This window comes from Streptomyces sp. NPDC048696, assembly GCF_043198895.1.
Classification (GTDB): Bacteria; Actinomycetota; Actinomycetes; order Streptomycetales; family Streptomycetaceae; genus Streptomyces.
In genome coordinates, this window is the sequence record NZ_JBICVJ010000016.1 from 113,462 (window position 1) to 135,606 (window position 22,145).

Sequence of the window (22,145 nt, forward strand, 5' to 3'; positions counted from 1 at the left end):
CTCCTAGGCGAGGGCGAGGGTGGCGGCGGCGCGGGCCCGGCGCTCGACCCGGCCGAGGACAGCGACGGCGAGCAGCGCGTAGGCGGCGCCGAGGGCGAGGGCGAGTCCCATCGGGCCGAGCACGTCGCCGCCGGAGGTCGCGGCGTGGACCGCGCGGGAGCCCCAAGTGGTGGGCAGGATCCAGGAGATGGGCCGGGTCCAGCCGGGCAGCGACCCGATCGGGACGAGCATGCCGGACAGCATCCACACGGGTGCGTCCAGCGGGTTGGCCAGGGCGTTGGCGTTGCGCAGGAGGACGAAGGTGGCCGCGAGCAGGAGCCCCGTCATGCCGAGCGCGAGCACGCACACCGGTACGGCGAGGAGGAAGAGGAGGGGGTGGGCGAAGTCGAGCGGCACGCCGAACAGCAGCCATCCCCAGCCGACGGTGGCCACCATGGCGTAGGTGCCGATGACGGCGGTGGCGAGGGTGATGGGCAGCAGGATCAGCGGCAGCCGGGTCGGGGAGACGACCAGGGTCTCCAGGGTGCCGAGCCAGCGCTGGTTCTGGACGGCGCCGCCCGAGCCGAAGAGCACCGACGACCAGATGCCCATGAGCCCGGCGCCTACGGAGGCGGTCAGCAGCCGGTCGGGGTCGCCGGCGGCGCGGAAGAGGTAGACGGCGAGGGTGGCGTAGACGAGCGGGACCAGGACGGCGAAGGTGATCTCGATCGGCGAGCGCGACATATAGGTGACGTGGGTGCGCACGCCGACGCGTACGAGCCGGCCGACCCGCAGCAGCCGCCTCACGCGGTCACCTCGCGAGCCACGGGCCGCGCGGGGGCGTCGGCGTCCTCGACGATCGCGATGTAGGCGTCCTCCAGGGTCGGTTCGCGGGTGACGACGCGGCCGACGCGGATGCCGTCGAGCGAGGCGAGCACCTGTCCGTGCACGTCGGCGCCCCGGTCGGTCTGTACGGTGACGGCCTGTGCGGCGCCCCGTTCCTCGGCGGCGACGCCGCGCACCCCGGGCAGCCGCCGCAGCCGCTCAAGGGCCGCCTCGTCCGCGCCGTACGCCTCCAGCTCGACGACGTCCCGTTCCCGGATACGGGACTTGAGCTCGTCGGGGGTGCCGAGCGCCCGGATGGCGCCGCCCGCGATGACGGCGATCCGGTCGCAGAGTTCGTCGGCCTCGGCCATGTAGTGCGTGGTGAGCAGGACCGTGGTGCCCGCCGCCTTCAGGTCGGCGACGGTGCGGCGCAGGTCGCGCGCGGCGACCGGGTCGACGCCGATGGACGGCTCGTCGAGGAAGAGCACGTCGGGGCGGTGCAGCAGGCCGCGTGCGATGTGCAGCCGCTGCCGCATGCCGCGCGAGTACCCCTCGACGCGTTCGCGTTCGCGTCCGTCGAGTCCGACCAGTTCGAGCAGTTCGGCGATCCGCGCCTTCTGTTCGCGCGGCTCGACGCCGTACAGCTCGGCGAAGTACCGCAGGTTGTCGAGGGCGGACAGCCGCTCGTACAGGCCCCGGTCGCCGCCGAAGACGTATCCGATGCGTCTGCGGACGGCGACGGGGTCGCGGGCGACGTCGTGGCCGAGCACCCGGGCCGTGCCGGAGGTCGGCAGCAGCAGGGTGTTGAGCATCTTGATGGTGGTGGTCTTGCCCGCGCCGTTGGGCCCGAGCAGCCCGAACAGCTCCCCCTCTCCGACGTCGAAGCTGACCCCGCGCACCGCCTCGGTCTCCACCCGGCGGGGCCGCAGCCAGCCCGTACGGGAGGTGTACGTGCGGCGCAGTTCACGCACTTCAATCGCTGTCATGTCCGCGACGCTAGGGGCCCGTATCGCCCCCGGCCATTGATTCGGCGCGCCCCGAATCGTCGCCCGCGCGCGTCCTCAGCCGACCGCCCGCAGCACGTCCTCGCCCGACAGCAGGGCGAGCAGCGAGCGGCCCGTGTCCGTCAGCTGGTAGTAGACGCTGCGGCCGACCCGGTGCCGGGTGACCACCCCGGCCTCGGCCAGCCCGGACAGATGTTCCGAGACGGTGCTCGGGGCCAGCGAGAGCCGGTCCGCGAGCCCGGCCGTGGTCAGCGGGCCGCCCAACTGCCGCAGCACCGCCGCCCGGCCGCGCCCGAGGAGCATCCCCAGCCGGTCCTCGGCGGACGCCAGGGGCTCGGCCGGTTCCCGCAGCGCGCCCGCGCCGCGCGCCTGGAAGGAGACCGCCAGCACCTCGGGGTCGTCCGTCGAGTAGAGCCGGCAGCCCTCGGCGAAGACCAGCGGCACCAGGAGCAGCCGCCGCTCCCCGGCCCGGTACTCGGCGTCTATGTGCTTGGTCAGCTCAAGGACCGGCGGCTCCCAGCGGGCCCGTGACTCAAGACCGGCGAACAGCGCGTCGACGCCCTCGGTCGCGAACGTCCGGGCCCGGACGAGGACTTCGTCCTCGACGAGGCGCCGCATGGTCGGCCACAGGTCCGCCAGCGCCCCCTCCCAGTACGCCTCGTACGCGTCGGCGAGCGCCGCGCAGGCCGCCTGCGGGTCCTCGCGGTAGGGCCGCGCCACCGGGTGGTCGTCCAGGCCCGCGTAGTGCTCGGCGAGCTGCGCACGGACGACCTCCGGCGGGGTGGCCCGGACCTGGGCCGTCTCCTCGTACACCGAGTGGGTGCCGGTCGGCTGCGGCAGGATGAAATCGGGGAAGTTCAGCGGCCCCTCAAGGAGCTCGCGCAGCGGGCGCACGCGCTCGTCCTCCCGGATCACCTCACGCGCGCGCAGCGCCCACTCCTGGTACGGCCAGGAGGGCCGGCGGTGCGGCAGCAGGAGATGCAGGCTGCAGAACGCCTCCCACAGCGGGCTGACGGCTATGCGGGTGGCCCCGAGCGCCGCCTCGTCCAGCTCGATCCGGATCATGCGTGTCCCCTCCCGTCAGTCCGGCCTCGGTCCATCCCGTCGGTCCGCCGAGTCGGCCCGCCGCTCCCCCGCGCGGCCGCCCGTCAGTCGTCCATCGGCTCCAGGAAGCCCTGTCCGACCAGCATCCGGATCGCCTCCGGAGTGCGGTCGCGCAGCAGCACCGCGTCCTCGCCGAGCAGCTGGGCGATGGCGTCCAGGATCCGGCCCGCGTCCAGCTGGCCGTCGCAGACGCCCGCGAAGCCCGCGCCGACCGTGTCCACCGTGGTGGCCCGGCGCATGCCCCGGTTCTGCCGGAGCACCACGTGCTCGGGGTCCTCGGCGCCCGGCAGCCCGACCTGCTCCTGGACCACCTCGTCGGCGAGGCGGAAGCGGGAGGCGAGCAGCGCCGCGTCGTCGTGGGTGCGCAGGTACTCCTGGCGGGTGAAGTGGGTGCGCACGGTGTCGCCCAGCGGCTGCTCGACCGGGTGCGGCCACTCCTCGACCGTGATCGACGGCTGTTCGGAGCCCGACTTGTACAGGGTGATCCAGCCGAACCCGACCGCCTTGGTCTTGCGCGCCTCGAACTCCTCAAGCCACGCCTCGTAGCGCGCCGCGTACTGCTCCGGGTCGGTGCGGTGGTCCCCGGCGTCCCGCAGCCACAGCTCCGCGTACTGCGTGATGTCCTGGACCTCGCGCTGCACGATCCAGGCGTCGCAGCCGCGCGGCACCCAGGAGCGCAGCCGCTCCTGCCACTCCTCGCCCTCGACGTGCTGCCAGTTGGCGAGGAACTGTGCGTATCCCCCTTCGTTCAGCCGGGCTCCCGACTGCTGAACGATCGTGCGGCACAGATCGTCCCCGCCCATGCCGCCGTCCCGGTACGTCAGACGCGCGCCCGGCGAGATGACGAACGGCGGGTTGGAGACGATCAGGTCGTACGTGGCGGAGCCCACCGGTTCGTAGAGCGAGCCCTCGATGAGCTCCGCCTCGGGCGCGCCGGACAGGGCGAGGGTGAGCCGGGTGAAGGACAGCGCGCGCGGGTTGAGGTCGGTGGCGGTGACCCGGGTCGCATGCTGTGCCGCGTGCAGTGCCTGGATGCCGGAGCCGGTGCCGACGTCAAGGGCGGACGCCACCGGCGTACGCACGGTGAGCCCGGCGAGCGTGGTGGACGCGCCGCCGACCCCGAGCACCATCCCCTCGTCGCGGCCGCTCGCGCCACCGGCGCCGCCGACGGCGCAGCCGAGGTCGGAGACGATGAACCAGTCCTCGCCCGCCGGGCCGCCGTACGGACGCACGTCAACCGCGGCCCGCACCTCTCCACCCGTGCGGGTGATCCAGCCGTCCTCCAGGGCCTCGTCCCCGGGCAGGGCCGCGCGGGCGGCCTCGTACGCGACGGGCTGCTGGAGCAGGAAGAGCCGCACCAGCGTGTCGAGCGGCGATCCGCCGCGCGTGGCGCGCAGGGCGGGCACCGTCTCACTGCGGGCCAGCGCGGCGTAGGCGGGCGCGCCGAGCAGGTCGAGCAGCCCGTCGGCGGTGAAGTCGGCCGCGAGCAGGGCGTCGCGGAGCCGCGCGGCGCGGTCGGGCACGGGCAGGCCGGCGGGCGAACTGGCGGAAACACTGGTCGTACTCACCCGGCCATTGTGGCGGCTGGCACTGACAAACACCCACGGCCCGGCACCCACATGGGTCCGGGCCGTCCGAAAAGGGCGTGCGCGCGGGGCGTCGAGCCGCTCCACGCGCGCGTGGCGGCCGCCGCACAAGGCACGGGGCCGGCGCGGCGGACGCGCGCGTTGCGCTGGTCGCCGCTGGAGCTACTGGCCGCTCGACGAGGACGAGGGCTTCGCCGAGTCGGACGGCTTGGCCGACTCCGACGGCTTCGCGGAGTCCGAGGGCTTGGCCGACTCCGACGGCTTGGCGCCCTTGGCGGCGGAGGCCGCCGGGGACGCGTCCTTGGAGGCGCCGCCGCCGGCCGCGGGCGAGGCGGAGGAGGACGCGGAAGGCGTCTGCTTCTGGCAGCCGGGCTGCTTCTGCATCGCCTTGCCGAGGTCGCCCGACTCCAGCTTCTTGAGGGCGTCGTCACTGCTCTTGCTGATGGTGTTCAGCTGGTCGGCGACGCCCTTGAGGCCGTCGGCGAACTTCGCCTGGTCGCCGGTGTCGAGCGCGTCGACCTTCTTCTTGAGGTCGGCGTACGAGGCGGAGGAGGCGGCCAGCTCCTTGGCGGCCTCCTGCTGCGTCTTGTCGCCGTCCTTGACGGGCGGGGCACCGGCCTTGTTGATGCTGGCGGCCAGCTCCTTGTACGCGTCCGAGATCTGCTGGAAGGCCGTCGAGTCCGTCTTCTGGACATCGGCCGGCTTGCTCTCGTCCGCCGTCTGCTTCTCGATGGCGGCGTTGGCGTCAGTGATCTTCTTGATCTGCGGCTGGGCCTGGTCACAGAAGGTCTTGGCCCAGTCCTTCACCTTCTTGTCCGAGTCGTCGCTGCTGCACGCCGACAACGCGAGCACCAGTACCGCACCGCCGGACAGTGCGGCCGCAAGCTTCTTGTTCACCGGATCGGTCCCTTCCAAGGCTCTCGGCCCCGGAACATACACGCCAAGTGGGCGACAACCGCGTGTCGTACGCCGGATCTGCTGGCATTTGCAGCCATTTGCACCAAGGGAGACAAGGCTCACGGCCACAACGCGACGGGCGGACAGCGCGTCAATTCGCACTGCCCGCCCGCTCTTGCCGAGGTGTCGCTAGGAAACGACCGCAGGGTCAGGTGACTTGGCGGTCATCTCGTGGTTGCCCTCGTCGCCCACGGCCACTCCGCGCCGCTTGGACACGTACACCGCGCCGATGATGACGGCCGACGCGAGCACCGCGACGACCGCCCGCACACCGGCGCTGGCGTTCGCCCCGTAGCTGAACTTGACCACGGCGGGCGCGATGAGCAGCGCCACCAGGTTCATCACCTTCAGCAGCGGGTTGATGGCCGGTCCGGCGGTGTCCTTGAACGGGTCGCCGACGGTGTCGCCGATCACGGTCGCGGCATGGGCCTCACTGCCCTTGCCGCCGAAGTTGCCGTCCTCGACCATCTTCTTGGCGTTGTCCCACGCGCCACCGGAGTTGGCGAGGAAGACGGCCATCAGCGTGCCGGTGCCGATCGCGCCCGCGAGATACGAGCCGAGCGCGCCGACGCCGAAGGTGAAGCCGACCGCGATGGGCGCGAGCACCGCGAGCAGACCGGGGGTGGCCAGCTCGCGAAGCGCGTCCTTCGTACAGATGTCGACGACTCGCCCGTACTCCGGCTGCTCGCTGTAGTCCATGATCCCGGGGTGCTCGCGGAACTGGCGCCGCACCTCGAAGACCACCGCGCCCGCCGACCGGGAGACCGCGTTGATCGCGAGGCCCGAGAAGAGGAACACGACGGCGGCGCCCAGCATCAGGCCCACCAGGTTGTTGGGCTGTGAGATGTCCATGCTGAGCGTCATCGAGTCGGTCTTGGCGCCCACGTCGCTCACCGCGGTGGCGATGGCGTCGCGGTACGAGCCGTACAGCGCCGCCGCCGCGAGGACCGCCGTGGCGATCGCGATGCCCTTGGTGATGGCCTTGGTGGTGTTGCCCACGGCGTCCAAGTCGGTGAGGACCTGGGCACCGGCGCCCTCCACGTCGCCGGACATCTCCGCGATGCCCTGCGCGTTGTCGGAGACCGGGCCGAACGTGTCCATGGCGACGATCACACCGACCGTGGTGAGCAGACCGGTGCCGGCCAGCGCCACCGCGAACAGCGCGAGCATGATCGACGTGCCGCCGAGCAGGAAGGCGCCGTAGACGCTCAGACCGATCAGCAGGGCCGTGTAGACCGCGGACTCCAGGCCGATGGAGATACCGGCCAGGACGACCGTCGCAGGGCCCGTGAGCGACGACTTGCCGATGTCGCGGACCGGGCGCCGGGTGGTCTCGGTGAAGTACCCGGTCAGCTGCTGGATCACCGCGGCGAGCACGATGCCGATGGCCACCGCGACGAGCGCGAGGACGCGCGGATCGCCGCCGTGGTTCTTGATGGCGGCGTCGGAGACCCCGTCCAACTTGGCGTACGTCGACGGGAGGTAGACGAAGACCGCCGCGGCCACCAGGGTGAGCGAGATCACCGCGGAGATGAAGAAGCCGCGGTTGATGGCCGACATCCCGCTGCGGTCGGCGCGCCGCGGGGCGACCGCGAAGATGCCGATCATCGCGGTGACCACGCCGATCGCCGGAACGATCAGCGGGAAGGCCAGGCCCGAGTCGCCGAAGGCCGCCTTGCCGAGGATGAGTGCCGCGACCAGCGTCACGGCGTACGACTCGAAGAGGTCGGCCGCCATGCCTGCGCAGTCGCCGACGTTGTCGCCCACGTTGTCGGCGATGGTGGCGGCGTTCCTCGGGTCGTCCTCCGGAATGCCCTGTTCCACCTTGCCGACGAGGTCGGCGCCGACGTCGGCGGCCTTGGTGAAGATGCCGCCGCCGACACGCATGAACATGGCGATCAGTGCCGCGCCGAGACCGAAGCCCTCCAGCACCTTCGGGGCGTCGGCCGCGTAGACCAGGACGACGCAGGAGGCACCCAGCAGGCCGAGGCCCACCGTGAACATGCCGACCACGCCGCCCGTACGGAAAGCGATCTTCATGGCTTTGTGCGAGACGGCCGTGAGATCTTTTTCGGGTTCGCCTTCCCCGGGGGTCGCCTCGCGGGCGGCGGCCGCCACGCGCACATTCGCGCGAACGGCAAGACGCATGCCGACGTATCCGGTCGTCGCCGAGAAGAGCGCGCCGATCAGGAAGAAGGCCGAGCGGCCGGCGCGCTGCGACCAGTTGTCGGCCGGCAGCAGGAACAGCAGGAAGAACACCACGACGGCGAACATGCCGAGGGTGCGCAACTGCCGGGCCAGATAGGCATTCGCGCCTTCCTGTACGGCCGCCGCGATCTTCTTCATCGATTCGGTGCCCTCGCCTGCCGCCAGCACCTGACGGACCAGCAGTTGGGCCACGACCAGGGCCGCGAGGGCCACGGCCGCGATGACGATCACGATCAACCGGTTGTCGTCGGTCAGAACCGCGGCCGCGAGTGAAGTGGGGTGATCGAGTTCTTGTGGGTTGAAGAGCCCCGCCATTCGTCCTCCTTGACGCTCAGAGCTCAAGATGTGGACGGATTGTAGGGAGCGGAACACGATCAAAACAGGGCGCGGCCAGCGGAATTGACCTTCAGTTGCTACTCAGCAAATGATCGCGCCACACAAAGGCCCCCGAAAGCGGTAATGGGGCAAAAGCATTGACGCCTCATCCGGGATCGCGAAAATAATCTTTACAACAGAAAAAGGCCCTGCTCAGCAGGGCCTCCACAGTGGGGATCAAGAAAACGGTCGGGCAGGGTCAGGGCATGGCCGGGGCCGGAGTCGTCGGCCAGGTCATGCGGATGACGCCGCCGGACTCGTCCGAAGTGACCTCCACGTCGTCGACGAGGCCGCTGATGACCGCGAGGCCCATCTCGTCCTCGCCGGTGTCGTCCAGCTCGTCCTCGGACTCCCGCGCGCCGGGAGCCGCGCCCCCGGGGCCCGAACCGGGCACCTCGTCGCCGACCTCGATGGAGAACGCCTTCTCCTCCTCGGTCAGCACGACCCGCACCGGCGCGGACACCCCGTACGCACGGTGCAGCCCGACGGCGCGTGTGCACGCCTCGCCGACGGCCAGCCTCACCTCGTCGAGGACCGCCTCGTCCACTCCAGCCCGGCGCGCCACGGCGGCCGCCACCAGGCGGGCCGTACGGACGTGTTCGGGCTGGGCGCTGAAGCGGAGTTCAACGGTGGCCATGCGATCCCCCTCGGGCATACGGGCGTACGTCTCAGAGGCCCCGGGCCTTGGTGAGGCCCGGTGCCCCTGTCCTTCCTCCGGAGCCGTCCTGGGACGGCCGCCGTCAGTCGGTCGCGTTGACGGCCTCATCGACCGAGCTGTGGATCGGGAACACCTTGGTGAGCCCGGTGATCCGGAAGATCTTCAGAATGCGCTCCTGGTTGCAGACGAGCCGCAGCGAGCCCTCGTGGGCACGGACACGCTTGAGTCCGCCCACGAGCACGCCGAGACCGGTGGAGTCGAGGAAGTCCACGCCCTCCATGTCGACAACCAGGTGGTAGCTGCCGTCGTTCACCAACTCGACCAACTGCTCGCGCAGCTTGGGCGCGGTATACACATCAATCTCGCCACCGACCTCGACGACCGTACGGTCGCCACCAGGGCCGGACACATTGCGAGTCGACAGGGACAGGTCCACGGATCCTCCAGCACCTTGCTATCGAGCGGCCGCCCCCTGAGTCTCCCCGGCGGAGCCAGAGAACGGATCGCCAGCCGCGATGGCATTCAATCACTTACCAGCAGCCATGCACGACGCCTTCGGACCATTGTCCGTCACGCCAGTGACACACTCGGTGCCGATGGCCAGGAATCAGCACCCCAGAACACCCGCCACGGGCACGGGTGAACGACCCGACCCGGGCACGGTCCTGCACCGGCTCGCCGCGGGTGCGGACCGGGCTGCGCGCATCACTCATACGGAGCACTTGCCCCCGCGCGAGGGCCGCCATGCCGTCTGGCCCCACCGCATCCGCCCAGAAGTGATCAACGCCATTCAGCTGGCCGGTGTGGAGCACCCCTGGGCCCACCAGGCGGCCGCCGCCGAGCACGCCCTGGACGGCGAGTCCGTGGTCATCGCCACCGGCACCGCCTCCGGCAAATCCTTGGCGTACCTCGCCCCCGTCCTCACCGCCCTGCTCGACGGCTCCGAGGCCCCCAACGGACGCGGCGCCACCGCCCTCTACCTCGCCCCCACCAAGGCCCTGGCGGCCGACCAGCGCCGCTCGGTGAAGGCCCTCGCGGCGCCCCTGGGCAACGCGGTCCGGCCCGCCGTCTACGACGGCGACACCCCGGTCGAGGAGCGCGAATGGGTACGCCAGTACGCCAACTACGTCCTCACCAATCCGGACATGCTGCACCGGGGCATACTCCCCTCCCACCCCAAGTGGTCCTCCTTCCTGCGCGCACTGCGCTACGTCGTCATCGACGAGTGCCACACCTACCGGGGCGTCTTCGGCTCCCATGTCGCCCAGGTCCTGCGCCGCCTTCGCCGCCTGTGCGCCCGCTACGGCGCCGATCCCGTCTTCCTCCTCGCCTCCGCGACGGCGGCGCAGCCCTCCGTCGCCGCCCACCGCCTCACCGGCCTGCCCGTCGTCGAGGTCTCCGACGACGCCTCCCCGCGCGGCGAACTGGTCTTCGCCCTGTGGGAGCCGCCGCTCACCGACCTCCACGGCGAGAAGGGCGCGCCGGTACGCCGCACCGCCACCGCCGAGACCGCCGACCTCCTCACCGACCTGGCCGTCCAGGGCGTACGCACGGTCGCCTTCGTACGCTCCCGGCGCGGCGCCGAGCTGATCTCCGTCATCGCCCAGGAACGGCTGTACGAGGTGGACCGCGCCCTCGCCCGCCGGGTCGCCGCCTACCGGGGCGGCTACCTCCCCGAGGAGCGCCGGGCCCTGGAGCAGGCCCTGCACTCCGGGGAGCTCTTGGGCCTCGCCGCCACCTCCGCCCTGGAACTGGGCATCGACGTGTCGGGCCTCGACGCCGTGATCATCTCCGGCTACCCCGGCACCCGGGCCTCCCTGTGGCAGCAGGCGGGCCGGGCCGGACGGTCGGGCGAGGGCGCGCTGGCCGTACTGGTCGCCCGCGACGACCCGCTGGACACCTACCTCGTCCACCACCCCGAGGCGCTGTTCCAGCAGCCCGTCGAGTCGACCGTGCTCGACCCGGACAACCCCTACGTCCTTGCCCCGCACCTGTGCGCGGCCGCCGCCGAACTCCCGCTCACCGAGGCCGACCTTGAGCTCTTCGGCCCGGCGAGCCCCGGACTCATGCCGCAGCTGGAGGCCGCGAAGCTGCTCCGGCGACGGGCGTCGGGCTGGCACTGGACCCGCCGCGAGCGGGCCGCCGACCTCGCCGACATCCGGGGCGAGGGGGGCCGCCCGGTCCAGATCGTCGAGGCCTCGACGGGACGGCTGCTCGGCACGGTCGACGCGTCCGCCGCCCACACCACCGTCCACGACGGCGCCGTCCACCTCCACCAGGGCCGTACGTACCTGGTGAAGCATCTGGACCTGGAGGATTCCGCCGCCCTCGTCGAGGAAGCCAATCCGCCCTATTCGACTGTCGCCCGGGACACCACCTCCATCTCCGTCCTCGAAACCGACACCGAGATCCCATGGGGAGCCGGCCGCCTCTGCTACGGCTCCGTCGAGGTCACCAACCAGGTCGTCTCCTTTCTGCGCCGCAAACTCATCACCGGCGAGGTGCTCGGCGAGTCCAAGCTGGACCTGCCGCCGCGCACACTGCGCACCCGGGCCGTGTGGTGGACGGTCACCGAGGACCAGCTCGACGCCGCCCGGATCAACCCGGAGATCCTGGGCGGCGCCCTGCACGCCGCCGAGCACGCCTCCATCGGGATGCTGCCGCTCTTCGCCACGTGCGACCGCTGGGACATCGGCGGCGTCTCGGTCCCGCTCCACCCGGACACCCTGCTGCCGACGGTCTTCGTGTACGACGGCCACCCCGGCGGCGCCGGGTTCGCCGAGCGCGCCTTCCACACCGCGCGGGAGTGGCTGACCGCGACCCGCGAAGCCATCGCCTCCTGCGAGTGCGAAGCGGGCTGCCCGTCGTGCGTGCAGTCCCCGAAGTGCGGCAACGGCAACGACCCCCTGCACAAGCGGGGCGCGGTGCGCCTGCTCACCGAACTGCTCCGGGAGGCCCCGGGCCCAGAGCCCGTTCCGCGAGCCGGTACGGGGGCGGAGCCGCCGGGCCCGCCCGGGACCTGACCGCCGGGCCGTACGGGCCGAACCTCGCCCGTACGGTCACATCGGCGATCTCCCCGGTCACCGCGCACCGCACCACCTCGCCGCCCTGCGCACCGGCGACCCGGGCCGCCGCGCCGCACGCGTCGGTCGTGCCCCACAGCGCCCGGTCGGCCGCAGCCAGCGCGGCCAGGTCCGCGGCGCCACCCGCCCGGTGCCGGGCCGCGACGGCCTGCCCCAGCGCGAGGACGCCCGCGAACACCACACAGAGCGCGGAGACGGCGACAGCCACCCAGACGGCCGCGAAGCCCTGGTCGTTGCGGCGGGGGCCGGGGCGAGCGTGGTGGCGGGAGCCGGGAAGGATGCGGTGGCTGCGGCGGTTCCGCTCCCGGCGCCAAGACCAGCGCCAGAGCCGGTGCCAGGACTGGTGCCACGGCCAGTGCCAGGGCTGGTGCCAGGGCTGGTGCCAGCGCGTTCGCCGAGCCGGATCCGGATCACGGCCCCGGCAGCGGTTCCGGAATCCGCTCAGTGCCCGGCGCACCCCCGCCCTCATTGCTCCTCCCCGACCGTGTCCTCGGCAAGGGCGGCGGCATCGGCCCTCAGCGTGAGGGCCAGCGCGCCGGGACCGGGCGTCGGCGCCTCCACCCGCACGCGCCACAGGTCGCCGCTCCGGTCGAGCGTGACCCGCGCCCCGTCCGGCGCCGCCGAGCGCGCGGCTGCCAGCACCGCGCCCTCGGCCTCGGACCGCGCGGCCGCCCGCGCCCCCGCCCGGGCCGCGTCCACGCACTCGATCTGCGCGGCGGCCGCCATCACCGCCCAGAGCAGGGCCAGGGCGAACACCGCCAGCGCTGGTATCGCCACGGCCGCCTCGGCCGTCACAAAGCCCCGGTCAGCTCCTCGGCCCGGTTCGGCCGAATGGGCGCGCCCATCCTCAGAACGGGACATGGAGCGCCCTCTCCACCACCGACTGGAGCGCCGAGGAAACAGCCCCGCTCGTCACCACCTTGTAGAGCACCGCCGCGAAGCCGCACGCGGCGATCGTTCCCACGGCGTACTCACTGGTCGTCATCCCGGCGTCCCCGCGCAGCCCGTGCGCGGCACGCCACATCCATGCCTTCATCTCAACTCCCGTGTCGGTTCGTGTTGTGGAGTGCTTGTTCGCTTGCCTGTTGTTGCTTGTTCGCTTGCCTGTTGCTTGCTTGCCTGTTGTTGCTCGCGTGCGGTGAATCGCCCGCTGGGGGGGTGCTCGCCGTGGATTGCCCGCCGCGGACTGCCGTCGCGTATCCCGTTCGAGCGACCGTTCGCGTCGCCCCGCTCAGTGCTTGAGCAGCCCGCTCGCCAGGCCGATGACCACCGGGGCCACCCCGGCCGCGAGAAACGCGGGCAGGAAGCAGAGCCCCAGCGGGCCGGTGATCAGTACGCCCGCCTGTCTGGCCCGGGCCGCCGTCTCCCGGGCCCGCTCGGCCCGGCAGCGCTCGGCCACCCGCCCGACCGGACCCGCCGCGGGCGCCCCCGACGAACCGGCCCGCTCCAGACAGCGGGCCAGCCCCGCCGCGCCCGGTATCTCCCCCAACCTCCCCCACGCCTCGGCCGGTTCGCCGCCCAGCCGCAACTCCGCGGCGATCTGCGCCAGCCGCCGTCCCACCGGGCCGTCCAGCGACTCCCCGACCGCGCCCGCCGCCTCGCGGGGTCCGGCCCCGGCGGAGAGGCAGGCGGCCAGCAGGTCGGCGGCGAGCGGTAGTTCGGGGTCCGGCGCCCCGGACCCGGCACGCGGCCCCTCCGGCTTTCGGCGCCGCCCCCAGCGCCTCACCCCGTACGCCCCCGCCAGCCCGGCCAGCGCCCCGGCCGCCCCGCCGATCAGTACGTACGCGCCGGCCAGGACCCCCAGGGGCTCGATCCAGTTCCGCAGCGGCATCGACCGCCCCGACTCCCGGCCGGGCAGCCACACCCGCAGCCGGTCCCATGCCCGGCCCCGCCCCCTGGACATCGGCGCCGCGTCCCCGGTCGCCGCCAGCAGGGCCGCGCCCCTTCGCCGGACCGCCCGTTCACGTTTGCGGCTTGCCGCCTCCAGCCCTGTCCACAGGAGCAGGGCAACGATCGCCGTCACCACCCCCAGCCTGTGGAAAACATCCCGCAGAACTTCCTCACCCGAGCCCGCGAGCCCGGCACTCGCGAGCCCGGCGCCGACGAGTCCGGCACCCCCGCCGCCCCCTGGCCCGGCGGCGGCCGCCCACACCCCGCTCACCCCTTCTCCCCCGTCCTGACGATCCGTGCCGTCCAGCACAGCCCCGCGATCTCCAGCGCCCCGGCCACCACCAGGCAGCCGAATCCGGCCGGGGTGTGCAGCAGTACGCGCAGCGGGCTCGCGCCCATCGCCGTGCCGAGCAGCAGGCCGAGGACCGGAAGCAGGGCCAGCAGCACGGCCGTGGTGCGCGGGCCCGTCAACTGGGCACGCAGCTCCTCCTGTTGCTCCCGGTCGGCACGTAACGCGGCTTCCAGGCGCTCCAGGCCGGCCGCGAGTCCCGTGCCGCCGTCGACCGCCACCTGCCAGCACGCAGCCACCCCGGCGAGTCCTTCCGCACCCGGCTCCCGGGCCGCCACCCGCAGCTCCAACGCGACATCGCCGCCGAACCTCGCCGCCGCCAGCACCTGCGCCTCGGCCTCGCCCAGCGCTCGCGTGTCCCGCGCCGCCACCGCCAGCGCCTGGCCCGGCTGGCGTCCCGCCCGCAGCTCCCCGGCCACCACCCCGCACCACGCGACCACCTCGTCGCCGCGCCGCCACTTCGCCCGCTCGCGCTCCCGGGCCCGCAGCCACCGCCCCACCAGCGGCACCGCCAGCACTCCGGCGGCCAGCGGCAGCACCGAGTCCGCCAGCACCGCCACGATCACCGCGACCGGCAGGCACAGCCATTCCGGACGCGCCCGGCCGCGCAGCCGCTCCCGAAGCCGCCCCCACAGCGGCTCCTCCGGCTCGACCGCCGCCCCCACGAGCAACAGCCGTGCCCTGCGCAGTCCCTGGTCCCGCCCCACCGAGAGCCAGGCCGCCGCGAAGGCGCACACGGCCGCCGCCGAGGCCGGAGCGACCAGCGCTGTCGAGTCCGTCACCGTCCAGTTCGTCACCACGCACCTCCGAGCAGCGTCCGCAGCCGTTCCCAGCCGCGCTCCTGCGCGAAGCCGCCCATGGCCCAGCGCAGCGCCGGGACGGCGACCACCAGTCCCGCCTCGTCGCGCTCCAGCACCCGCACCTCGGCGACCCGGCGCCGCCCGGCCCGGTCCCGTACGAGATGGAGGACCACCGACAGCGCCGCCGCCAACTGGCTGTGCAGGGCCGCCCGATCGAGCCCGGCCGCCGTGCCCAGCGCCTCCAGGCGGGTGGGCACATCCGCGGCCGTGTTGGCGTGCACCGTGCCGCAGCCGCCCTCGTGCCCGGTGTTGAGCGCGGCCAGCAGATCGGTGACCTCGGCGCCGCGCACCTCGCCCACGACGAGCCGGTCCGGGCGCATCCGCAGGGCCTGGCGCACCAGGTCCCGCAGGGTCACCAGTCCCGCGCCCTCCTGGTTGGCGGGCCGCGACTCCAGCCGCACCACATGCGGATGGTCGGGCCTCAACTCGGCCGAGTCCTCCGCCAGTACGATCCGCTCGCGCTCGCCGACCAGGCCGAGCAGGGTGGACAGCAGGGTCGTCTTGCCCGTGCCCGTGCCCCCGCTCACCAGGAACGAGACCCGGGCCTCGATGAGCGCCCGCAGCACCCCGTCCCCGCCCGGCGGCACCGTCCCGGCGGCGACCAGTTCGTCCAGCGAGAACGCCCTGGGCCGCACCACCCGCAGGGAGAGACAGTCCGCCCCGACGGCGACCGGCGCGAGCACCGCGTGCATCCGCGTCCCGTCCGGCAGGCGCGCGTCCACCCACGGCCGGGCGTCGTCGAGGCGCCTGCCCGCGACCGCCGCGAGACGCTGGGCCAGTCTGCGCACCGCGGCCGTGTCGGTGAAGCGGACCCCGGTGAGTTCCAGTCCGGAGCCCCGGTCCACCCACACCCGGTCGGGCGCGGACACCAGGACGTCGGTGACGGCGGGATCGGCGAGCAGAGGCTCCAGCGGCCCCGTCCCGACCAGCTCGGAACGCAACCGCTCGGCGCCGCCCAGCACTTCCGCGTCGCCGAGGAGCCGGCCCTGGGCCCGCAGCGCGGCCGCGACGCGCGCGGGGGTCGGCTCGGCGCCGCTCTCCGCGAGCCGTCGGCGCACCGCGTCGAGGAGCGGCCCTGGCGAGCCTCCGAGCCCGCTCGCGGTGCCGTCCGGGGACACATCGGCAGTCATGAGACCGCACCTCCCGTCAGCGCCTGCTCCCAGAAGGCCGTGCAGAAGCGGGAGAGGGGTCCGCGTGACTGGCTGCCCGGCGGCGCCCCGTTCTCCTGGGACTCCAGGAGGCCGTACTCCATGGGCAGTTCGCCTGCCAGGGGCAGGCCCAGCGCGGCCGCCACCCACTGTTCGTCGAGGCCCGCCGCGTACGGACCGCGCACCACCGCGCGCAGGTCCCGCAGGACCATGCCGACCGAGGACGCGACCCGGTTGGCGGCGGCGACCGCGCGCAGTTCGCCGGGGACGACCAGCAGGCCGAGGTCGAGCTGGGCGAGCGCCTCGGCCACCGCGTCGTCCACCCGCCTGGGCAGGTCGACGACCACCACACCGCCGCGTCTGCGCGCGGCCGCGAGGACCGCCCGCATCGCCTCGGCCGGGATCACCACCGAGTCGCCCCGGTCCCAGCTGAGCACCCGCAGCGAGTGCAGCCAGGGCAGGGACTCCTCAAGGGCGCCCCCGGCGACCCGGCCCCGGGAAGCGGCGAAATCCGGCCATCGTCTGCCCTCGGCCTGCTCGCCCCCGAGCAGCACGTCCAGACCGCCGCCCAGCGGGTCGCCGTCGACCAGCATGGTGCGCCGACCGGCCTTGGCGGCCGTCACCGCGAGGGCGCAGGCCAGCGTGGACGCGCCGGCGCCGCCCCGCCCGCCGATCACTCCGACGGTCAGCGCCTGGCGGCCCACACCCTCCGCCGCGTCCGCGATCCGGTCGACGAGCCACTGCTCCGCGTCGGGCAGCCGCAGCACATGGTCGGCGCCGATCTCCACCGCGAGCTGCCACACCCAGGGGTCGTCCTGGTCCCGCCCGACGAGCAGTACGCCGCGCCTTCGGGCGGCGCCGCGCACCCGGGGCGCCGCGTCGTCCCCGACCAGAATCAGGGGCGCGCTCTCCCATCCGGCACTGCGCTCGGGGACCGCGTGGCGCACCTCCGGCTCGGCGCCGGCGGCGGCGCACAGCCGCAGCAGATCGTCGAGTAACGCCTCGTCCTCGGTGACGATCAGGGGCCTCGCGCGGCGCCCCTCCGCGCCCGCCGACCGGTCGGACGTCATGGGTCCGTCCATGATGTCCGCCTCCTCTCACTGCGATTCCAGGCGTCCGCGGACTTCGCGAACTGGAATCACGGTGGAGGCGTTCCGGAAATAAAGTGGATCTTGGTCAAAAGCTGTGGATAACTCGCCGGTTGTGAATATTCCGTTCACCTATACCGGTGACTTCCAGAGCGCACCGGAACCGTTACGCTCCGTGACGAGTCAGACCATGCGGAGGGAGGAGCCATCGCGGCCCGACAGAGGGGGGAATGATCATGCGCGGGACCCGAAAATGCATCCGGACATGCGACGACCCCCGCCGGGGGGGAGAGCGGGGGTCGTCTCTCCGGCCGACTCGGGGGGGGAGGAGCCGGACCGGGTTAGCACGGTCGCGAACGATCCGTGACTTCCATGGTGTACCCGAGAGCCTTCTCAGGCAAACCCACACGCCCCAGCGTACGCCGAATGGTGGGCGCCTATGCTCGCCTTCGTGGAAAACCACTCCTTGCCGCGGACCGCCGCCTTCTTCGACTTGGACAAGACAGTCATTGCCAAGTCGTCGACTCTCACGTTCAGCAAGTCCTTCTATCAAGGAGGGCTCATCAACCGCCGGGCCGTGCTGCGCACGGCGTACGCACAGTTCGTGTTCCTCGCCGGTGGCGCGGACCACGATCAGATGGAGCGGATGCGCGAGTACCTGTCGGCGCTCTGCAAGGGCTGGAACGTCCAGCAGGTCAAGGAGATCGTCGCCGAGACCCTGCACGATCTGATCGATCCGATCATCTACGACGAGGCCGCCTCCCTGATCGAGGAGCACCACACCGCGGGCCGCGACGTCGTGATCGTCTCGACCTCGGGCGCCGAGGTCGTCGAGCCGATCGGCGAGCTGCTCGGGGCCGACCGCGTGGTGGCCACCCGTATGGTCGTCGGCCCGGACGGCTGCTTCACCGGAGACATCGAGTACTACGCCTACGGCCCCACCAAGGCGGAGGCGGTCAAGGAGCTCGCCGCGTCCGAGGGGTACGACCTGGCGCGCTGCTACGCGTACAGCGACTCGGCAACCGATGTGCCGATGCTGGAATCGGTGGGCCACCCCTTCGCGGTCAACCCGGACCGGGCGCTAAGGCGCGAAGCGGCCATTCGGGATTGGCCTGTTCTCGTCTTTAACCGACCCGTTCGGCTCAAGCAGCGGCTCCCCGCGATCTCCATGCCGCCCCGCCCGGCACTGGTCGCGGCGGCGGCCGTCGGAGCGGCGGCCGCCACCGCCGGGCTCGTCTGGTACGCGAGCCGTCGCCGCGCGGGCGCCGCGAGCTGACTCGCGTGGGCCGCGCGCGCCCGGCCCACGGATACCGCTGAACACCGCCGGATACGGCCGCTCGACCAGACGTGACCGTTTAGTCCTGTTTGAAGGTAAAAGTAAAGAAGTGCAGCCAGGGGTTCCGCTTCACCGCGGTCAGGAGTACAAATAAGGCAACGGCCCGCGAGACCTGGGACATCCGAGAGGATCACCTTCTACGCAACACGGCCCCACGGACCGAGCATGAACATCGAGCACCCACGCGACGTCGACCCGTCGATTACGGGCCAGCCGCACCAGGTGACGGGCAGAAGTTCCCGACCTGATGGGCAACTATCGAGGACGCTTGGTAACACGGTGGACATGCCAGCGGCGGTACCGATCCGGTACCGCCGCAACCCTTTGTGGGCTCTGCCTTCGCAGGCTGCCTTTCATGGCGCCCGCGCCGCAGACCCCCGCCCCGGCTCCTAGGCCGCTCCGCGCTGCAGCGCCTCGCAGACCGCCGTCGACTCCCGTACGCCGAGCTCGACCGAGCGGCCGCAGAAGGTGATCCAGGCTGCCATGCCCTCGGGGGTCCCCGACACATAGCCGTCGAGCGCCGCCGCGTACGCCGCGCGCCCCTGCTCCGCATGGCCGACCTCGGCCGGGCAGATCGCCTTCGGGTCGAGGCCGCTGCCGATCAGCACGATCCGCTCGGCGGCCCGCGCCACCAGCCCGTTGCAGGAGCCGAACGGGCGCAGCGCCAGCAGCTCGCCGTGCACCACAGCGGCGGTGACCAGCGCCGGGGCCGAGGATCCGGCGATGATCAGCTGGGACAGGCCCTCCAGCCGGCCTGCCACCTCGTCCGCGTCCGGAACCGGCAGTTCGATCAGCAGCTCGTCCACCGGCTCGCCGTGCAGCCGGGGCCGGCCCACCGTGTCGCCGGAGTCGGCGGCCGCGACCAGGTGCAGCCGGGCGAGCACCCGCAGGGGCGACTGGCGCCAGATGGAGAGCAGCTGACCGGCCTCCGCCGTCAGTCGCAGAGCCGCGCCGACCGTACGGGCCTCGGACTCCGAGCCGAAGTCGGTGCGCCGGCGCACCTCCTCCAGCGCCCAGTCGGCGCCGGAGAGCGCGGCGCTCGCGCGCGCCCCGCGCAGCGCCGCCTCCGAGGTGATCTCGTTGCTGCGACGCCGCATGACGCGGTGGCCGTAGACCCGGTCGACGGCTTTGCGTACGGAGTCCACGGCGTCCGGTACCCCCGGCAGCGAGCCCAGGGCGACAAGCGGATCGGCGGCCGACGAGGCGTTCGTACTCATAAGTAGGGAGGCTACGCGCCCCGGGCCCACACCCCACCTTCGAGTGGTCTTCTTCACTCGATACCCCTACTTTCCGCAGCGATGCGATTACCGTTGGTGAACATGAAGATCGCTTTCGTGGGCAAGGGCGGCAGCGGAAAGACCACGCTGTCCTCGCTCTTCATCCGTCACCTCACCGCCAACGAAGCCGCCGTCCTGGCCGTCGACGCCGACATCAACCAGCACCTGGGAGCCGCGCTCGGGCTCGACGACGCGGAGGCCGCGGCGCTGCCGGCGCTGGGCGCGCACCTGCCGCTGATCAAGGACTACCTGCGCGGCACCAACCCCCGGATCGCCTCCGCCGAGACCATGATCAAGACCACGCCCCCCGGCCGGGGCTCACGGCTGCTGCGGATCCGCGAGTCCAACCCGGTGTACGAGGCGTGCGCGCGGCGGGTCGTGCTGGACGACGGGGACATCCGGCTGATGGCCACCGGCCCGTTCACCGACTCCGACCTGGGGGTGGCCTGCTACCACTCGAAGGTCGGAGCGGTCGAGCTGTGCCTGAACCACCTGGTGGACGGCCCGGACGAGTACGTGGTCGTCGATATGACGGCGGGCTCCGACTCCTTCGCCTCCGGCATGTTCACCCGGTTCGACATGACCTTCCTGGTGGCCGAACCGACCCGCAAGGGCGTGTCCGTCTACCGCCAGTACAAGGACTACGCGCGCGACTTCGGGGTCGCGCTGAAGGTCGTGGGCAACAAGGTGCAGGGCCAGGACGACCTGGACTTCCTGCGCGGCGAGGTCGGCGACGACCTGCTGGTCACGGTCGGCCACTCCGACTGGGTGCGCGCGATGGAGAAGGGTCGCCCGCCGCGCTTCGAGCTCCTGGAGGCGGACAACCGCCTCGCCCTGCAGGCGCTCCAGGACGCGGCGGACGACTCGTACGAACACCGCGATTGGGAGCGGTACACGCGTCAGATGGTGCACTTCCATCTCAAGAACGCGGAGAGCTGGGGGAACGCGAAGACGGGCGCCGACCTGGCGGCGCAGGTCGACCCCGTCTTCGTCCTCAACGAGGAACTGGCGGTTCCGCAGCCGAGCTGACAGCTCCCCGGCGCGGGCCGGCTCCCGACCGGCCAGCCGGTCAGTGCGCCGCGGCCTGTCAGCCGGTCAGTGCGCCGCGGCCTGCTTGAGGCCCGGCTGCTGCTGCGGCTTGACCGGCTGGACGGGCACGGCCGGTACGGCGGGCTGGGCGGCCAGGAAGGCCGTCCAGCCGCCCTTCGGCGCCTCGCCGACCTTCAACTGACGGAACTTGTCGAGTGTCGACGGGTCCTGGGCGTCCAGCCAGTCGGCGAGCTGACGGAACGACACACAGTGGACGTCACGCTTGACGCAGACCGTCTTGATCGTGTCCTCGACGGCCCGCATATAGGTGCCGCCGTTCCAGGACTCGAAGTGGTTGCCGATGATCAGCGGGGCGCGGTTTCCGTTGTACGAGCGGTCGAAGGCCTGGAGCAGGCCGTCGCGCATCTGGTTGCCCCAGTAGTCGAACTGGTCGGCCTCACCGGTCATCGCGTTCGACTGGTTCATGTAGAAGTTGTAGTCCATCGACAACGTCTGGAAGCCCCGGCCCGGGACGGGGACCAGCTGCATCGACAGGTCCCAGACGCCGTTGTCGTTCTTCTTGGGCCACACCTGGTCGTCGACGGCGCTGGTGTCATAGCGCCAGCCGAGTTCGCCGGCGGCCCGCACGAAGTTCTTGCGGCCCTCCAGGCAGGGCGTGCGGCCGCCGATGAGCTCCTTGTCGTAGTCGAACGGAAGCGGCGCCTCCGACTTGAGGCCGGAGTGCGACTTCCAGTTCTTCACAAAGGACTTGGCCTGCGCGATCTCGCTCTTCCACTCGTCCACCGACCAGGTGCCGACGCCGCCGTCGTTACCGCAGAAGTGGCCGTTGAAGTGGGTGCCGATCTCGTTGCCCTCCTGCCACGCGTCGCGCAGCTGGGTGACGGTGTCCTTGATCCCCTTGAGGTCGTTGAAGCCGATGTCGCTGCTGCCCGGGGAGTGCTTGGGCGCGGTGTAGAGCTCGCGCTTCTCCTCCGGGAGCAGGTACACGCCGCTGAGGAAGTACGTCATGGTCGCGTTGTACTTCTTGCCGACCTCGCGGAAGTGGGAGAACAGCCGCTGACTGTCCTCGCCCGCGCCGTCCCAGGAGAACACCACGAACTGCGGCGGCTGCTGACCGGCCGCCAGCTTGCGGGGCTTGAGCAGATGGGGCTGCTGCCCGGTGAACGCGGTGGAGCCGTCCCCGATCAGACGTACGGCGCTCTTCGGGGCGGCGGCGCCGGCCTGGCCTGCGCCGTGAGAGCCCGCCTTGGTGGGGTTGCCCACCGAACACCCGGCGGCCCCCGCGACCAGCGCGGCGGCGACGACCCCGGTGGTGATCCTCTTCGTGGCGGCCATCATCCGCCCACCCTCTTCCTCGCAGATCAGCTG

Annotated in this window: 20 protein-coding genes; 3 read left to right on the forward strand and 17 right to left on the reverse strand. The window is 72.2% G+C overall.

The window, feature by feature from the left end; genetic code table 11:
• Positions 1 to 3: 3 nt before the first annotated feature.
• The 8 genes from ACGFRG_RS29240 to ACGFRG_RS29275 form a co-directional block, all read right to left on the reverse strand.
• Positions 4 to 786, reverse strand: a complete 783-nt coding sequence (locus tag ACGFRG_RS29240) for an ABC transporter permease (RefSeq protein WP_361429538.1) — start codon at positions 784 to 786, stop codon at positions 4 to 6.
• A complete protein-coding gene (locus ACGFRG_RS29245; RefSeq protein ID WP_393268687.1) occupies positions 783 to 1,790 on the reverse strand; it encodes an ATP-binding cassette domain-containing protein in 1,008 nt (335 codons plus the stop codon). Before ACGFRG_RS29245 ends, ACGFRG_RS29240 begins: the two co-directional genes overlap by 4 nt.
• Before the next feature lie 75 nt (positions 1,791 to 1,865).
• Entirely contained in the window at positions 1,866 to 2,873 is a 1,008-nt protein-coding gene (locus tag ACGFRG_RS29250) for a helix-turn-helix domain-containing protein (RefSeq protein ID WP_361429534.1), read from the reverse strand.
• Positions 2,874 to 2,956: 83 nt separating this feature from the next.
• On the reverse strand, positions 2,957 to 4,480 hold the full coding sequence (locus ACGFRG_RS29255; protein WP_393268690.1) for a methyltransferase: 1,524 nt from the start codon (positions 4,478 to 4,480) through the stop codon (positions 2,957 to 2,959).
• Positions 4,481 to 4,660: 180 nt separating this feature from the next.
• Complete coding sequence (locus ACGFRG_RS29260; protein WP_361429530.1) at positions 4,661 to 5,395, reverse strand: small secreted protein; 735 nt, start codon at positions 5,393 to 5,395, stop codon at positions 4,661 to 4,663.
• Positions 5,396 to 5,584: 189 nt separating this feature from the next.
• The gene (locus tag ACGFRG_RS29265) at positions 5,585 to 7,978 is read right to left on the reverse strand and encodes a sodium-translocating pyrophosphatase (RefSeq protein WP_361429528.1); all 2,394 of its coding nucleotides are present in this window, start codon (positions 7,976 to 7,978) and stop codon (positions 5,585 to 5,587) included.
• A gap of 259 nt (positions 7,979 to 8,237) precedes the next feature.
• Positions 8,238 to 8,675, reverse strand: a complete 438-nt coding sequence (locus tag ACGFRG_RS29270) for an ATP-binding protein (protein WP_361429526.1) — start codon at positions 8,673 to 8,675, stop codon at positions 8,238 to 8,240.
• A 103-nt stretch (positions 8,676 to 8,778) separates the two neighbouring features.
• Positions 8,779 to 9,132, reverse strand: coding sequence for an STAS domain-containing protein (locus ACGFRG_RS29275; protein WP_188272881.1), 354 nt, complete (start codon positions 9,130 to 9,132; stop codon positions 8,779 to 8,781).
• 79 nt (positions 9,133 to 9,211) lie between these two features.
• On the opposite strand from ACGFRG_RS29275, the gene ACGFRG_RS29280 reads away from it, so the two are divergent.
• On the forward strand, positions 9,212 to 11,719 hold the full coding sequence (locus tag ACGFRG_RS29280) for a DEAD/DEAH box helicase (RefSeq protein WP_361429524.1): 2,508 nt from the start codon (positions 9,212 to 9,214) through the stop codon (positions 11,717 to 11,719).
• On the opposite strand, the gene ACGFRG_RS29285 is transcribed toward ACGFRG_RS29280, so the two are convergent.
• The 7 genes from ACGFRG_RS29285 to ssd form a co-directional block, all read right to left on the reverse strand.
• On the reverse strand, positions 11,631 to 12,236 hold the full coding sequence (locus ACGFRG_RS29285) for an Rv3654c family TadE-like protein (RefSeq protein ID WP_393268695.1): 606 nt from the start codon (positions 12,234 to 12,236) through the stop codon (positions 11,631 to 11,633). The genes ACGFRG_RS29280 and ACGFRG_RS29285 overlap by 89 nt on opposite strands.
• Positions 12,237 to 12,244: 8 nt before the next feature.
• On the reverse strand, positions 12,245 to 12,574 hold the full coding sequence (locus tag ACGFRG_RS29290) for a TadE family type IV pilus minor pilin (protein ID WP_393268698.1): 330 nt from the start codon (positions 12,572 to 12,574) through the stop codon (positions 12,245 to 12,247).
• A 52-nt stretch (positions 12,575 to 12,626) separates the two neighbouring features.
• Positions 12,627 to 12,815, reverse strand: coding sequence for a DUF4244 domain-containing protein (locus ACGFRG_RS29295; protein WP_361429520.1), 189 nt, complete (start codon positions 12,813 to 12,815; stop codon positions 12,627 to 12,629).
• Between the two features lie 195 nt (positions 12,816 to 13,010).
• On the reverse strand, positions 13,011 to 13,805 hold the full coding sequence (locus ACGFRG_RS29300; RefSeq protein ID WP_393268804.1) for a type II secretion system F family protein: 795 nt from the start codon (positions 13,803 to 13,805) through the stop codon (positions 13,011 to 13,013).
• Between the two features lie 131 nt (positions 13,806 to 13,936).
• Entirely contained in the window at positions 13,937 to 14,800 is an 864-nt protein-coding gene (locus ACGFRG_RS29305) for a type II secretion system F family protein (protein WP_361429516.1), read from the reverse strand.
• A gap of 11 nt (positions 14,801 to 14,811) precedes the next feature.
• Entirely contained in the window at positions 14,812 to 16,008 is a 1,197-nt protein-coding gene (locus ACGFRG_RS29310; RefSeq protein WP_393268702.1) for a TadA family conjugal transfer-associated ATPase, read from the reverse strand.
• The gene (gene ssd, locus ACGFRG_RS29315) at positions 16,005 to 17,108 is read right to left on the reverse strand and encodes a septum site-determining protein Ssd (RefSeq protein ID WP_393268704.1); all 1,104 of its coding nucleotides are present in this window, start codon (positions 17,106 to 17,108) and stop codon (positions 16,005 to 16,007) included. The genes ACGFRG_RS29310 and ssd overlap by 4 nt, the downstream gene beginning before the upstream one ends.
• Before the next feature lie 445 nt (positions 17,109 to 17,553).
• Here ssd and ACGFRG_RS29320 point away from each other — a divergent pair, with 445 nt between their 5' ends.
• On the forward strand, positions 17,554 to 18,390 hold the full coding sequence (locus ACGFRG_RS29320) for an HAD family hydrolase (protein ID WP_393268708.1): 837 nt from the start codon (positions 17,554 to 17,556) through the stop codon (positions 18,388 to 18,390).
• A 449-nt stretch (positions 18,391 to 18,839) separates the two neighbouring features.
• On the opposite strand, the gene ACGFRG_RS29325 is transcribed toward ACGFRG_RS29320, so the two are convergent.
• Positions 18,840 to 19,667 carry an oxidoreductase gene (locus tag ACGFRG_RS29325; RefSeq protein WP_393268710.1) on the reverse strand — a complete coding sequence of 276 codons (828 nt, stop codon included), beginning with the start codon at positions 19,665 to 19,667 and terminating at the stop codon, positions 18,840 to 18,842.
• A gap of 102 nt (positions 19,668 to 19,769) precedes the next feature.
• Here ACGFRG_RS29325 and ACGFRG_RS29330 point away from each other — a divergent pair, with 102 nt between their 5' ends.
• The gene (locus ACGFRG_RS29330; RefSeq protein ID WP_361429508.1) at positions 19,770 to 20,756 is read left to right on the forward strand and encodes an ATP-binding protein; all 987 of its coding nucleotides are present in this window, start codon (positions 19,770 to 19,772) and stop codon (positions 20,754 to 20,756) included.
• 66 nt (positions 20,757 to 20,822) lie between these two features.
• On the opposite strand, the gene ACGFRG_RS29335 is transcribed toward ACGFRG_RS29330, so the two are convergent.
• A complete protein-coding gene (locus ACGFRG_RS29335) occupies positions 20,823 to 22,115 on the reverse strand; it encodes a hypothetical protein (RefSeq protein WP_361429573.1) in 1,293 nt (430 codons plus the stop codon).
• Between the last annotated feature and the right edge of the window lie 30 nt (positions 22,116 to 22,145).

Bases quoted from the DNA above. Each gene is read 5' to 3' on its own strand.
- ACGFRG_RS29245 (WP_393268687.1), bottom strand. From the start codon at position 1,790: ATGACAGCGATTGAAGTGCGTGAACTGCGCCGCACGTACACCTCCCGT.
- ACGFRG_RS29250 (WP_361429534.1), bottom strand. From the start codon at position 2,873: ATGATCCGGATCGAGCTGGACGAGGCGGCGCTCGGGGCCACCCGCATA.
- ACGFRG_RS29265 (WP_361429528.1), bottom strand. From the start codon at position 7,978: ATGGCGGGGCTCTTCAACCCACAAGAACTCGATCACCCCACTTCACTC.
- ACGFRG_RS29270 (WP_361429526.1), bottom strand. From the start codon at position 8,675: ATGGCCACCGTTGAACTCCGCTTCAGCGCCCAGCCCGAACACGTCCGT.
- ACGFRG_RS29280 (WP_361429524.1), top strand. From the start codon at position 9,212: ATGGCATTCAATCACTTACCAGCAGCCATGCACGACGCCTTCGGACCA.
- ACGFRG_RS29295 (WP_361429520.1), bottom strand. From the start codon at position 12,815: ATGAAGGCATGGATGTGGCGTGCCGCGCACGGGCTGCGCGGGGACGCC.
- ACGFRG_RS29310 (WP_393268702.1), bottom strand. From the start codon at position 16,008: ATGACTGCCGATGTGTCCCCGGACGGCACCGCGAGCGGGCTCGGAGGC.
- ssd (WP_393268704.1), bottom strand. From the start codon at position 17,108: ATGGACGGACCCATGACGTCCGACCGGTCGGCGGGCGCGGAGGGGCGC.
- ACGFRG_RS29320 (WP_393268708.1), top strand. From the start codon at position 17,554: ATGCTCGCCTTCGTGGAAAACCACTCCTTGCCGCGGACCGCCGCCTTC.
- ACGFRG_RS29325 (WP_393268710.1), bottom strand. From the start codon at position 19,667: ATGAGTACGAACGCCTCGTCGGCCGCCGATCCGCTTGTCGCCCTGGGC.
- ACGFRG_RS29330 (WP_361429508.1), top strand. From the start codon at position 19,770: ATGAAGATCGCTTTCGTGGGCAAGGGCGGCAGCGGAAAGACCACGCTG.
- ACGFRG_RS29335 (WP_361429573.1), bottom strand. From the start codon at position 22,115: ATGATGGCCGCCACGAAGAGGATCACCACCGGGGTCGTCGCCGCCGCG.